This window comes from Kitasatospora sp. NBC_00240 (assembly GCF_026342405.1).
In the GTDB taxonomy this organism is placed as follows: domain Bacteria; phylum Actinomycetota; class Actinomycetes; order Streptomycetales; family Streptomycetaceae; genus Kitasatospora.
In genome coordinates, this window is sequence record NZ_JAPEMU010000001.1 from 3851160 (window position 1) to 3864374 (window position 13215).

The following is a 13215-nucleotide window of genomic DNA, read 5'->3' on the forward strand; positions in this document are numbered from 1 at the left end:
ATTCCTCCGAAGCGCTGACACGGGATCACGGGTGCTCGGGCGGGCTGATCAGGGATTCCTTGATCGCGGAGTCGGTGACGCCCCACTTCTTCAGGATCCGGTCGTACGTGCCGTCCTTGATCAGCTGGTTGACGGCGCCCTGGAAGGCGGGTGTCAGCGCCGAGCCCTTCTTGAAGGCGAACCCGACGTCCAGCCGGTGGAACTCGCCGAGGAACTTCGTCCCGGCGCTCTCCTGGGCGGCCTGGTACCGCAGGCCGTTGATGGTCGACATCACGATGTCGATCCGGCCCTGCTGCAGGCCGGTGAGGACGGCGCCGTTGTCGGAGAAGGCCTTCACCTCGAACGGCTTCCTGCCGGCGTCGGAGCAGACGTTCTTCCTGCTGTTCAGCGTGGTCTCGAAGGTGGTGCCGGCGCCGACCCCGACGGTCAGGCCGCAGAGCTGGCCGAGTTCGGTCACCGCCGGGACGGTGGTGTTGTCCTTCTTGACCGCGAAGCCCTGGCCGTCGTCGATGTAGGTGACGAAGTCGATGGTCTTCAGACGGGCCGTGGTGACGCCGAAGTTGCCGGTGCCGAAGTCGTACTTGCCGCTGTCCAGCGCCGGCAGGATGGTCTCGAACTTCGCGTCCTCGCGCTCGACCGCGACCCCGAGCACCTTGCCGACGGCGTCGGTGAAGTCGATGTCGATGCCGGCCGGCTTCCTGTTCGCCTGGTCCGGGTAGTAGGCGCTCGGCGGCGCGCCGGTCGAGCTGCCGACCTTGAGGGTGCCCGCCTTGCGGACCTCCTCCGGCAGCAGCGCGGCGATGCTGTCGACCTTGGCCACCGCGGAGACGACGTCCTGGCCGGGCGCGACCCCGGCGGCGGCGGCCGGCTTCGCCGGGGCGGCCGGGTCGGAGCCGCAGGCGCTCAGGGCCAGCACCGGGAGCAGGGCGGTGGCGGCGAGCAGGCCGCGTCGGCGGTTGGTGGCTCTCACAGGGACGGCGCCTTTCGGTGGGATCCGGACATCAGGAGGGGTGTACGGCGGAGGTCGTGCGCAGAGGTGCCGGCCGGCGGACCGGGCCCGCCGCGGCGGCGGCCGGGCCGCGGGCGGCGGCGCTCACGCCTGCACGGCGATCAGCTGGTGCCGGTCCCGCTCGGCCCGGGCCAGCCGGGCGGCCTGCTCGGCATCGCGCCTGGCCACCTCCTCGCGGACGATCGGGATGACGTACCGGCCGAAGTCGACGGCGTCGTCGAGCAGGGCGTAGCCGCGCGCGGAGAGGATGTCGACGCCCAGGTCGTAGTAGTCGAGCAGGGCTTGCGCGACCGTCTCCGGGGTGCCGACCAGCGCGTTGGAGTTGCCCGCCCCGCCGGTGGCGGCGGCGGTGGGCGTCCACAGCGCGCGGTCGTAGCGCTCGCCGGCCTCGGCGATGGCGAGCAGCCGCTGGGAGCCGGTGTTCTCCGGCGCCGGGGCGGTGCCGGTGGCGCCGGCCGGCTGCCGGCGGCCGAGCGCGCCGGAGCGCCGGCGCTCCTGGATCGCGTCGACCGTCCGGTAGGCCTTCTCCCAGGCGAGTTCCTCGGTCGGCGCGATGATGGGCCGGAACGCGACCTGGATCCGAGGCAGGTCGGTGCGCCCGGCGGCGCGGGCGGCGGCCCGCACCGTCTCGATCTGCTCGGCGGTCTGCGCCAGCGGCTCGCCCCAGAGGCAGTAGACGTCCGCCTCGGCCCCGCCGGCCGCGTAGGCGGCGGGCGAGCTGCCGCCGAAGGAGACGCCCGGGCGCGGCTGCTGGACGGGGAGGACGTCGGAGACGAAGTCGTTGAAGCGGTAGTACTCGCCCTCGTGGTCGAAGGGCTCCCGGCTGGTCCAGGCCCGCTTGACGATCCGGATGTACTCGCGGGTCCGGTCGTAGCGCTGGTCCTTGGTCAGGAAGTCGCCCTCGCGCTGCTGCTCGTGGTCGTTGCCGCCGGTGATGAAGTGCACGGTGAGCCGGCCGTCGCTGATCCGGTCGAGGGTGGCGAAGGTCTTGGCGGCGAAGGTCGGGTAGGAGACGTTCGGCCGGTGGGCGAGCAGGATCTGCAGCCGGTCGAGCCTGGCGGCGATGTATGCGGCGGCGGGCGCCGGGTCCGGGGCGCCGGCGGCGTAGGCGAACAGGACGCGGTCCCAGCCGTTGTCCTCGTGGGCCCGGGCCAGTCGCAGGGTGTAGTCGCGGTCGAAGGCGGCGGTGGTCCGGGCGGTGGTCTCCGAACCGTCTCCGGTGGCTGCGATACCGAGGAATTCGACGGGCATGGTGCTGACCTTTCGTTCTCCGCGGGGGTGGCCGCGGTGGGGCGGTGCGCGAACCCAGCGCCCTTGAGCCGCAAAGGTGTTCACGGACGGTACGGGTGGTTCCGGGTACGGCGGGGCGCCGCGTGGCCGGGCCGGCGACGCGTTCGGGCAGGCGGGAGCGGGGGTGGTGGGGGGGCGGCGGGCAGCAGGGGCGGGCCCGGATGCGGACCCGGCCGGCGTCCGGACGGCGGAAGGCGGACGGAAGGCCGGGGAGGAGGAGGCGGCAACGCGTGACGGGGTACGGCTGGAGTGAGGAGGCGGCAGCGTGCGCCTTGAGAACCGTCGGCTACGGACGGCTTCCCGGCCCGCGTCGGGGCACCGAGGGAGGGGTCTCCGAAGAGGGAGAAGGGCCGGTCAGACGGCCCGCTGCCGGGTCAGCCGCGACACGCCGCGGACCACACCCGACCGAAGTCGATGTGGTCGCGGGTGACCAGGGGCTGCTCGGCGTACATGGGGCAAGTTGAGCAGTGAATGATGGACTTCGTCAACCACCGTCCATTCCCCGCCCCCCGGGCGGCCGCGGCCGCGCCGCCACCGGACCCGGGGCGGACCTCGACCGACGGACGCGGGCGGCCCGGCCGAAATTCCCACCGACCGACCTCTCCTGCACGGGCTTTGACGGAGCGTCAATTCGCGGCCCTTGACACCGCCCGATCGTGCACACGTACGATCCAGGCGGAGTGAGTGCACGCCGGCCGCGTTGAGGGACGCGGTACGAGCGACGGCAGTACGTGACGACGCCCGCCTGCCCGCACCTCCCGCCTGGAGCCCGCCTCATGGCCACGCCGCAGGACGTCCTGCCCCCGTCCGGACCGCCACCCCTCAGCAAGCGCCCGACCGCCCCGCCGACCCGGGGCACCCGGCCCGCCGCCGGCCACGAGCCCCTCGCCACCACTCCCGCCGGCGCCCCTGCTGCACCCGCCGACCCCGCCGACCCCCTGGCCGACGCCCCCGTGGTGGCCCGCCGGAGCCCCTGGCAGTGGGTGTCCGCCGCGGCCGCGCTGCTGCTGCTCGCCATGGCGCTGAACTCGGTGGTCCGCAACAAGGCGTTCCAATGGGACGTGGTGGCCGCGTACTTCACCTCCACCTCGGTGCTGGACGGGCTCGTCCTCACGCTCTGGCTGACCGCCGCCACCCTCTCCCTCGGGTTCGTGCTCGGCACCGTGCTGGCCACCATGCGGCTCGCCGCCAACCCGGTGCTCCGCACCCTCGGCTGGGGCTACATCTGGCTCTTCCGCTCCACCCCGCCCCTGGTCCAGCTGCTGTTCTTCTTCAACATCGGCGCGCTCTACCCGACCCTGGGGCTGGGCATCCCGTTCGGCCCGGAGTTCATCACCTTCCGGACCGTCAACCTGCTCGGCCCGACCCTCACCGCCGTGATCGGGCTGACCCTGCTGGAGGCCGCCTACGCCGCCGAGGTGGTGCGCGGGGGCATCCTGTCCGTCGACCGTGGCCAGCTGGAGGCCGCGCAGGCGCTCGGTCTCGGCCGCGGCCGGGTGCTGCGCCGGATCGTCATCCCGCAGGCCATGCGCTCGATCGTGCCGACCGCCGGGAACATGCTGATCAGCGCCCTGAAGGGCACCAGCATCGTCAGCGTGCTGGCCGTCTCCGACCTGCTCTACTCGGTGCAGCTGGTCTACAACCAGACGTACCAGGTGGTCCCGATGCTGGTGGTCGCCACCATCTGGTACCTGGTGGTCACCACCGTGCTGTCCGTCGGGCAGTACTACGTCGAGCGCCACTACGCCCGCGGCGCCACCCGCGAGGGCCTGCCGCCGACCCCGCTCCAGCGGGCCCGGGCCGGCCTGCGTCGGCTGCAGCGGCGGGTCGAGGCCACCGGGGAGGCCCGGTGAGCACCCTGGTGATCGTCGGCGCCGGCCCGCGGGGCACCGGACTGCTGGAGCGCATCGCCGCCAACGCCGCCGAACTCCTGCCGCCCGACCGGCCCTTGCACATCCACCTGGTCGACCCGTACCCGCCGGGCGCCGGCCGGATCTGGCGGCACGAGCAGTCGCCGCTGCTGCGGATGAACTCCATGGCCGAGGACGTCACGATGTTCACCGACGAGCGGTCGACCATCGAGGGGCCGGTCCGGCCGGGGCCGTCACTGGCCGAATGGGCCGCCCGCAGCTCCGAGTTCGCACCCCACCGGGAGATCGACGACCCGGACGTCCGGGCGGAGCTGCGCACCCTGGCGCCGACCGACTTCCCCACCCGCCGGGCCCAGAGCGCCTATCTGGACTGGGTGCTGCGCCGCGCGGTGGCCGACCTGCCGCCGCACGTCACGGTGACCCTGCACCGCGACACCGCCCGGGAGCTGACCGGCCCGGCCGACGGACCGCAGCTGGTCCGGCTCACCGACCGCACCCTGAGCGCCGACCATGTCGCCCTCACCATCGGCCACCTGGACTCCGCCCCCGACCCGCGCCATGCGCCGATGGCCCGGTTCGCCGCCCGGCACCGCCGGTTCCACCTCGCGCCGGCCTTCTCCGCCGACGCCGACCTGTCGCCGATAGCCCCCGGCGAGCACCTGGTGCTGCGCGGCTTCGGCCTCGCCTTCGTCGACCTGACGGCGATGCTCACCGAGGGCCGGGGCGGGCGCTTCGAGGAGAGCGACCACGGCCTGGTCTACCGCCCGTCCGGGCGGGAGCCGGTGATCCACGTCGGCTCGCGGCGTGGCGTCCCGTACCACTCGAAGACCGACTACCGGCTGCAGGGCCCGCCCGCACCGCTCCCCCGCTTCTTCGACCGGGCCGCCGTGGACGGCGTGCTGGCCCGCCCCGGCCGCCTCGAACTGCGCAGGGACTTCTGGCCGTTGATGGCCAAGGAGATCGGCTTCGGGCACTACCACGAGCTGTTCCACGCCCACCCCGAGCGCACCACCGTCCGCTGGGCGGACTTCCTCGCCGCCTACGAGCGGCTCGACTGGTACTCGCCCACACTGGCCCGACTGATCGCCGCCGCCGTCCCCGACCCCGCCGACCGGCTGGACTTCGAACGCCTGGACCACCCGCTGGCGGGCCTCGAACTCGACTCCTCCGAGGAGCTCCAGCAGCACCTGCGCGGGTACGTCGGGGCCGACGCCGACCGCCGGGCCGACCCCGCGCACAGCGCCGACCTCGGCGCCTTCCTCGCCCTGCTTTCGCTCTTCGGCCAGCTGCCCCGGGTGATGGCCTCGGGGCGGCTCACCGCCCGCTCGGTGGGCGAGGAGCTGGACGAGTGGTGGTTCGGCTTCTTCAGCTACCTCGCCTCCGGCCCGCCGGGATTCCGGCTGCGCCAGTTGCTCGCGCTCTCCGAGGCCGGGGTGGTGCGCTTCCTGGGCGCCGGCATCAGGGTCGAGGCGGACGAGGCCACCGGCACCTTCCGGGCGAGCAGCCCGACCGTGCCCGGGCACACCGTCACCGCCACCGCCCTGATCGAGGGCTACCTCCCCAAGCACGACCTGGCCCGCACCCGGGACCCGGTACTGCGGCAACTGCACCGGGACGGGCGGATCGCCGAGGAGGTGGTCGGCGACGAGGAGCACACCCACCGCTCGGGCCTGCTCACCGTCTCACCGGCCGACAGCCGCGTCCTGGACCCGGCGCTCGGCGGCGCCCCGCACCCGCGGCGCACCGCGCTCGGCCCGCACACCAGCCTGCGGGCGGCCGCCGCCTTCGCCCGGCCGCGCACCGACTCCCCCGGCTTCCGCCAGAACGACGCGGCCGCCCGCGCCATCCTGCGGGATCTGGCCGGGCCGGCGCCCGACCCGCCGCCGGGCCCCGCCGCCCGGCAGGGGGCCGGCGACCTGGCGGTCGCGGCGGCGCCTTAGGGCCGGCCGCCGGCGGCGGGGTCGAGGCCGGTCGGCCTCAGTAGCCGGCGAACGGCGGCGGCATCGTCGGTGGGGCCGCCGCCGGCACGCCGAAGGCCGTCGCGGCCACCTGTTCGGTCGTCAGGTGCTCCGGGGCGAGGAAGATCCGGTCCATCAAGTCCCGTGCTCCGGTCCGCCGTTCCAGTTCGCGCAGGCTGGCGTCGGCCTCCCGGTCGGTCTCGAAGTCCCAGACCAGCAGCCGGTGCACCATCGCCACCACCTCCACCCAGCCGAGCCCCGTGGAGCGGCCGGCCGGGGTCAGGCCCCAGAGTTCCGCGTAGCGGCCGAGGTCCAGCCGGACCTCGGCGAGCAGCGGATGCCCCTCCCCCAGCATCTGCTGCACCAGCGGCACCAGCAGCCTCAACTGGTTCAGCGCCCCGGCCACGTCCCCGGCGTCGGCGACCTGCAGCGCCAGGTCGTGCTGCGCCTTCAGCACCCGCTCGTCGTAGGGGCCGAGCGTGGCGGCCAACTGCGGGATCAGGGCGTGCAACTGGTGGGCGGCACCCTGCGGGTTGCCCGCCGTGCCGATGAGCACGGCCAGCTCGAAGCGGGCCTGCAGGGTGTCGGGGTCGGCGTGCCCGAGGGCCTGCACCAGGTCGGGGACCACCTGCTCCAGCAGCTGCAGGGCGCCGGCCGGGTCACCGGCCGCGTCCCGGTACCAGGCCAGCTCGCGCCAGGTGGTGAGGGTGTCGCGGTCGTACCGGCCGAGCCGGGCGACCATCTCCCTGGCCGTCCCCTCCAGCAGTCCCGCCGCCGCGGCCGGCTCGACCTGCCGCGCCGCCTCCCGCTGCCGCAGCAGCTCCGCCCGGACGTCCTCGGCCGGCGGGGCGGGCCTGGGCACGGCGGGCGGGGCGGGCGCCGCGGACGGAGTGGGCACCGCGGACGGAGTGGGAACGGGACCGGGCGGGGCGGGCGGCGGTCCGGGCGGGGCCGGGGGGACGGCCGGCGGGGGTCCGTAGGCCCCCGGGGGCTCCGGTGCGGTTCCGCTCAGCGGCATGGTCCACGGCTCCTCTGCGTCGGTCGGCACCGCACATTCTGTCCCGGGGCGCCCCGTCCGCTCCAGGCGGCCGCCCCGCCCGGCCGGACCGGGCCGCTCCCCCGGGCACCGCCTCCAGGACCGGCCGGGCGGGACGAGTGGAAGGATGGAGCCAGGGCAGGCAACGACGCGGCCCGCACGATCCGGAGGTGCCAGTCATGGCGAAGCAGGCCCCGCAGAGCGACCCGGCCCAGGACGCCCCGCAGGTGTCCGCCCCGCAGCACGCCGCGGCGGGGCTGCCGGCCGTGGGCCACAGCCTGCGGATGGCCCACGAGCAGATGGGCGCCAGGCGCACCCTGGCCACCCTCAGCAAGGTCAACCAGCCGGACGGCTTCGACTGCCCCGGCTGCGCCTGGCCCGAGCCGGGGAAGACGCACGCCGCCGAGTTCTGCGAGAACGGCGCCAAGGCGGTCGCCGAGGAGGCCACCGAGCGGCGGATCACCGCCGAGTTCTTCGCCGCGCACCCGGTCGCGGAGCTGGCGGAGCGCTCCGGGTACTGGCTCGGCCAGCAGGGCCGCCTCACCGAGCCGATGCTGCTGGACGAAGGCGCCTCGCACTACGTGCCGGTCTCCTGGGAGCGGGCGTTCGCGACGGTCGCCGAGGAGCTGCGGGCGCTGGACACCCCGGACGGCGCCGCCTTCTACACCTCGGGCCGGACCAGCAACGAGGCAGCCTTCGCCTACCAGCTGTTCGCCCGCCGGCTGGGCACCAACAACCTGCCGGACTGCTCCAACATGTGCCACGAGTCCTCCGGCTCGGCGCTGGTGGAGACGCTGGGCGTGGGCAAGGGCAGTGTCAGCCTGAAGGACCTCCACCAGGCCGACCTGATCATCGTGGCGGGCCAGAACCCGGGCACCAACCACCCCCGGATGCTCTCCGCCCTGGAGCGGGCCAAGCGGGCCGGCGCCAAGATCGTCAGCGTGAACCCGCTGCCCGAGGCCGGCCTGGAGCGGTTCAAGAACCCGCAGAACGCGCGCGGACTGGCCGGCCACGGCACCAAGCTGACCGACCTGTTCCTGCAGATCCGGCTCGGCGGCGACCTGGCGCTGTTCCGGGCCGTCAACCAGCTGCTGCTGGCCGCCGAGGACAAGCACGGGAACGTGCTGGACCACGAGTTCGTCGAGCGGCACTGCCTGGGCTTCGAGGAATGGGCGGCCGACGCCCGCACCACCGACCGCGAGGCGGTGCTCGCCGCCACCGGTCTGCCGTACGAGCAGATCGAGGAGCTCGCCTCGATGGTGCTCTCCTCCCGGAAGATCATCGTCTGCTGGGCGATGGGCCTCACCCAGCACAAGCACTCCGTGCCGACCATCCGCGAGGTGGTCAACTTCCTGCTGCTGCGCGGCAACATCGGCCGCCCCGGGGCCGGGGTCTGCCCGGTGCGCGGGCACAGCAACGTGCAGGGCGACCGGACGATGGGCATCTTCGAGCGCCCGTCCGAGGCCTTCCTGGACGCACTGGGCAAGGAGTTCGCCTTCGAGCCGCCGCGCGAGCACGGCTTCGACGCGGTGGACACCATACGGGCGATGCGCGACGGCCGGGTGCGGGTGTTCTTCGCGATGGGCGGCAACTTCGTCGCGGCCACCCCGGACACCGACGTGACCGAGGCCGCGATGCGCCGCTGCCGGCTCACCGTGCACGTCTCGACCAAGCTGAACCGCTCGCACGTGGTCACCGGCGCCCGCGCCCTGATCCTGCCGACCCTCGGCCGCACCGACCGGGACGTCACCGCCAAGGGCGCGCAGTTCGTCAGCGTCGAGGACTCGATGGGCATGGTGCACTCCTCGCGCGGCGGGCTGCGGCCGCCGGCCCGGGGGCTGCTCTCCGAGGTGGCGATCGTCTGCCGGCTGGCCCGCGCCACCCTCGGCCCGCAGGACAGTACGCCGTGGGAGGACTTCGCGGACGACTACGACAGCGTCCGGGACCGGATCGCCCGGGTCGTGCCCGGCTTCGAGGACTTCAACGAGAAGGTCCGCCGCCCCGGCGGCTTCACGCTGCCGCACGGCCCGCGCGACAGCCGCTCGTTCCCCACCTCCACCGGGATGGCCAACTTCAGCGTCAACCCGCTGACCGCGCCCGAGGTGCCGCCGGGCCGCCTGCTGCTGCAGACCCTGCGCTCGCACGACCAGTACAACACCACGATCTACGGCCTGGACGACCGCTACCGCGGCATCACCGGCGGGCGCCGGGTGGTGCTGGTGAACCCGGCCGACGCCGCCGCGCTGGGCCTGGCCGAGGGGAGCTACGTCGACCTGGTGAGCGAGTGGCGGGACGGCGTCGAGCGCCGGGCCCCGCACTTCATGGTGGTGCACTACCCGGTGGCCCTGGGCGGCGCGGCCGCCTACTACCCGGAGACCAACGTGCTGGTGCCGCTGGACTCGACCGCCGACATCAGCAACACCCCGACCTCGAAGGCGGTCGTGGTGCGTTTCGAGCCCGACAGCGGCCTCGCCCGGGCCTGACCCGCGGGGCCCGGCCGCACCCCTCGTGGGGTGCGGCCGAGGGGTGCGGCCGGGAGTCGGGGTGCGGGCTCAGCGCACGCCGGAGGCGGAGGCCGAGGCGGACTCCGGCTTCGCCGAGGCCGAGGACGGCACCGCCGAGGTCGCCGCGGTGCCCGCGGAGGACGCGGCGGAGCCCGGGGCGGACGGCGCGGTCGCGGACGGGTCCGGCGTGGCCGTGGACGGCGTGCCGGTGCCGGACGGGCTGCCGGTGCCGGAGGGGGTGCCCGTCCCGGACGGGGTACCGGTGCCCGACGGCGTGCCCGGGACGGTCGGGGTGCCGGAGCCGGACGGCGTCCCGCTCGGCGTCCCGGTGGCGGGGGCGGTCGGCGAGGTCGTCGGCCCGTCCGTGGCCGGGGGCGTGACGGGCGGCGTGGTGGCGCCCGGCGCGGGCACCACGGGCGGCAGGGTCGCCGGCGGGGACGGTGCGATCGGGGTGGCGGTGTCCCAGCCCGCGGGCAGGTCCGGCACCTTCCAGACGCCGCCCTGGTCGTCGGGCGCCGTCTCCGGGTCGGGGCGGACGGCGCCGAGGATCGGCATCGACCCGATCGGCGACACCTTGATGACCGCGCCGGGACGCGGTGCCTGCACCACCAGGCCGCCGCCGATGTACAGGGCGATGTGGGTGGCACCGGCGTAGTAGACGACCAGGTCGCCCGGGCGCAGCTGGTTCAGCGGCACGTGCTGGAGCTGGGCCCACTGCTCCTGGCTGGTGCGCGGCACCGGCCGGCCCGCGTGCAGCCAGGCCTGCGAGGTCAGCCCCGAGCAGTCGAAGACGTCCGGTCCGGCCCCGCCCCACACGTAGGGCTTGCCGAGCTGCGCCAGCGCGTACGCCACCGCCGCGCGGCCGGCCTGCGAGGGCGTCCGCTCACCCTTGCCGAGCGCGCCGGAGGCGAGGAAGGCCAGCTGGGACTGGTCGGCCTGGGCCTTCTCCAGCGCGGCCAGCTCGGTGCGCTGCGCGCCGGTCAGCGAGGTGACCAGCTTCTCGACCTCGGCGAGCTGGGTGGCGACGGTGGCCTTGGCGGCGTCCTGCTGGACGGCCAGTGCCTGCGAGTCCTTGAGCGCCGCCTCGGCCTGCTTCTGCAGCTCGTCCAGCGCGGCGCGGTCCGCCTTGAGGTGGTCCAGGAAGGACGACTGCGAGCGGCTGGCCTCGGCGAGCAGTTCGGCGATCGTGACCGCCTCGTAGGGGTCCTCGGCGAGCAGCAGTTCGGCGTACGCGGAGGCGCTGCCGTTGCGGTACTGCGCGGCCGCGAGCTGGGCGGCCACGTCGGTGCCGGCGTCCACCGCCTTCTGCTGGCGCTCCACCCGGCCGCGCAGGTCGGTCACGGTGGCCTGCTGCTCGGTGAGCCGGGCGACGGTGCCGTTGTACTGCTCGGTGGCCGCCTCGGCGTTGCCGTACAGCAGGTGCAGCTGGTCGAGCAGCGGGCCGAGGGTGGCCTTGGCGTCGGCGAGCGGGTCGGCGCCCGGCGAGACGGTGATGGTGTTGGCCGAGGGGCTCGCGGAGGGCTCCGGCGCGGCGAACGCGGCCTGGGTCGCGAAGGGCAGCGACAGGGCGGCCACCGCCAGCACGGCTCCGCACCTGAGTGCGGCCCGCACCCACGGCCTCATCGCACTCGACTCGGTGCGCCACAAAGCCCCGCCCATCGGCCCGCCCTCCCCCTCCGGCAGCTCTTCGGTTCGGCCTCCGGATCTCTGCCGAATCCTGTCATGGCGGCCCCGGCCGAGACAGACGGTGCCCGTACATATTGATGAATTCTTCAGAGACTGTGACCCAGATCTCAGCAAACCACCACGAAGCGGCACGATCCGCTCAAAATGGGGGGCCGCTGACACTCCCTCCACACTTTCACGGGATCTCCGCAACCTCCCGGACATCCCAGGAACCACGATGCCCGACCCTGTTCACCTTCCGTTCATCCACCATCCCTACGGTCGCCCGTGACACCAACGTCAGTGCGACAACTACGACGATTGTTTGGGTATGGAACACATCTCGTTCCTGGTAGCCGTCGTGATCATCACGGCGCTCGCCTTCGACTTCACCAACGGGTTCCACGACACCGCCAACGCGATGGCCACCTCCATCGCCACCGGTGCCCTGCGACCCAAGGTCGCGGTCACCATCGCGGCGGTCCTCAACTTCGCGGGCGCGTTCCTGTCCGTGAAGGTGGCCACCACCATCTCGGGTGGCATCGTCAACGAGAAGGCGGGCATCCACCCGTCGATCATCTTCGCCGCCCTCGTCGGCGCGATCCTGTGGAACCTGCTGACCTGGCTCAGAGGCCTCCCGTCGAGCTCCTCGCACGCCCTGTACGGCGGGCTGATCGGCGCCACCATCGTCGGTGTCGGCTTCAACGGCGTGAACTTCAACACCGTCGTCACCAAGATCCTCATCCCGGCCGTGGCCTCCCCGATCGTGGCCGGCCTGGCCGCCTGGGGCGCCACCAAGCTGGCGTACGCGATCACCCGCCGGGGCAACGAGAAGACCACCACCAAGGCCTTCAAGACCGGCCAGATCGCCTCCTCCTCGCTGATCTCGCTGGCGCACGGCACCAACGACGCGCAGAAGACCATGGGCATCATCACCCTGACGCTGGTCTCGGTCGGCGCCCTGCCCAAGGGCGCACTGCCCCCCACCTGGGTGATCGTCGGCGCCGGCGCGGCCATCGCACTCGGCACCTACATGGGCGGCTGGCGGATCATCCGCTCGATGGGCAAGGGCCTGGCCGACATCCAGCCGCCGCAGGGCTTCTCCTCCGAGACGGCGGCCGCCGCGGTCATCCTGACCTCGTCGCACATGGGCTACGGCCTCTCCACCACCCAGGTCTGCTCCGGCGGCATCATGGGCGCCGGCCTCGGCGGCCCGAAGCGTGAGCTCAACTGGAGCATGGCCCGCCGGATGGTCTACACGTGGGGCCTGACCCTGCCCGCCGCCGCCTCGGTGGCCGGCCTGGCCGCCTTCGTCGCCGACCAGGGCACCTGGGGCGTCGTCGTGGTCGGTGCGGCCCTGGTGGCCGGCTCGGGCGCGATGTACCTGGTCTCCCGCCGCCAGCCGGTGCACGCCGGCAACGTCCACGACGCCGCGGCGGTCGAGGTCACCCCGGTGCCCACCCCGGCGGCCCCCGCGCCCGTCCAGACCACCGTCGCGGCCTGAGGAGCAACGCCATGAACATCAAGTGGAACGCGCTGGCCCAGACCGCCGGCATCAGCTTCGGCATCACCGTCGCCGTGGTGACGGTCTTCGCCCTCGGCATCCTGGCCCTGTCCCGCCGGGAGGCCGTCCTGGAGGCCGCCGGCGGCTCCGGCGGCCAGGGCACCGGCCGGGCCAACGCGGCGCTCGCCGGCGCCACGGCCTGCTTCGCCGCCTGCGCGGCGGTGGTGGTCTACGGACTGTCACTGATCGCCGGGTAGTCACACCCGTACGCCGAACGGCCGGGGCGGTCATCCGCCCCGGCCGTTCGGCGTTCCCGGGGGCGGTGGCGTCCCCGACCGAAACGGGGCTCCCCGGCCGGTGGGTCTTCCGGGACCTCTC

Annotated in this window: 9 protein-coding genes; 5 read left to right on the forward strand and 4 right to left on the reverse strand. The window is 74.0% G+C overall.

Annotation, left to right across the window (positions count from 1 at the left end; translation table 11 throughout):
- Nucleotides 1–25: 25 nt before the first annotated feature.
- Both OG689_RS16235 and OG689_RS16240 read right to left on the reverse strand, forming a co-directional pair.
- Nucleotides 26–970, reverse strand: a complete 945-nt coding sequence (locus OG689_RS16235) for an ABC transporter substrate-binding protein (RefSeq protein WP_266321114.1) — start codon at nucleotides 968–970, stop codon at nucleotides 26–28.
- Between the two features lie 123 nt (nucleotides 971–1093).
- Nucleotides 1094–2260, reverse strand: coding sequence for an LLM class flavin-dependent oxidoreductase (locus OG689_RS16240; protein WP_266321116.1), 1167 nt, complete (start codon nucleotides 2258–2260; stop codon nucleotides 1094–1096).
- An 815-nt stretch (nucleotides 2261–3075) separates the two neighbouring features.
- Between OG689_RS16240 and OG689_RS16245 the strand changes: the two genes are divergently transcribed.
- Together OG689_RS16245 and OG689_RS16250 are read left to right on the forward strand one after the other, a co-directional pair.
- Nucleotides 3076–4152: an amino acid ABC transporter permease gene (locus tag OG689_RS16245; RefSeq protein ID WP_266321118.1), complete on the forward strand. Its 1077-nt coding sequence runs from the start codon at nucleotides 3076–3078 to the stop codon at nucleotides 4150–4152.
- Nucleotides 4149–6110 carry an FAD/NAD(P)-binding protein gene (locus OG689_RS16250; RefSeq protein WP_266321120.1) on the forward strand — a complete coding sequence of 654 codons (1962 nt, stop codon included), beginning with the start codon at nucleotides 4149–4151 and terminating at the stop codon, nucleotides 6108–6110. The genes OG689_RS16245 and OG689_RS16250 overlap by 4 nt, the downstream gene beginning before the upstream one ends.
- Before the next feature lie 37 nt (nucleotides 6111–6147).
- Here the strand turns inward: OG689_RS16250 and OG689_RS16255 are convergent, their stop codons facing one another.
- Nucleotides 6148–7026, reverse strand: a complete 879-nt coding sequence (locus OG689_RS16255; RefSeq protein ID WP_266321121.1) for a hypothetical protein — start codon at nucleotides 7024–7026, stop codon at nucleotides 6148–6150.
- Between the two features lie 317 nt (nucleotides 7027–7343).
- Here OG689_RS16255 and OG689_RS16260 point away from each other — a divergent pair, with 317 nt between their 5' ends.
- Nucleotides 7344–9647: an FdhF/YdeP family oxidoreductase gene (locus OG689_RS16260; protein WP_266321123.1), complete on the forward strand. Its 2304-nt coding sequence runs from the start codon at nucleotides 7344–7346 to the stop codon at nucleotides 9645–9647.
- A 69-nt stretch (nucleotides 9648–9716) separates the two neighbouring features.
- Here the strand turns inward: OG689_RS16260 and OG689_RS16265 are convergent, their stop codons facing one another.
- Nucleotides 9717–11279, reverse strand: coding sequence for an NlpC/P60 family protein (locus tag OG689_RS16265; protein ID WP_266321125.1), 1563 nt, complete (start codon nucleotides 11277–11279; stop codon nucleotides 9717–9719).
- 385 nt (nucleotides 11280–11664) lie between these two features.
- On the opposite strand from OG689_RS16265, the gene OG689_RS16270 reads away from it, so the two are divergent.
- Both OG689_RS16270 and OG689_RS16275 read left to right on the forward strand, forming a co-directional pair.
- On the forward strand, nucleotides 11665–12837 hold the full coding sequence (locus tag OG689_RS16270; RefSeq protein WP_266321127.1) for an inorganic phosphate transporter: 1173 nt from the start codon (nucleotides 11665–11667) through the stop codon (nucleotides 12835–12837).
- Nucleotides 12838–12848: 11 nt separating this feature from the next.
- Entirely contained in the window at nucleotides 12849–13094 is a 246-nt protein-coding gene (locus tag OG689_RS16275; RefSeq protein ID WP_266321128.1) for a hypothetical protein, read from the forward strand.
- Nucleotides 13095–13215 lie beyond the last annotated feature (121 nt).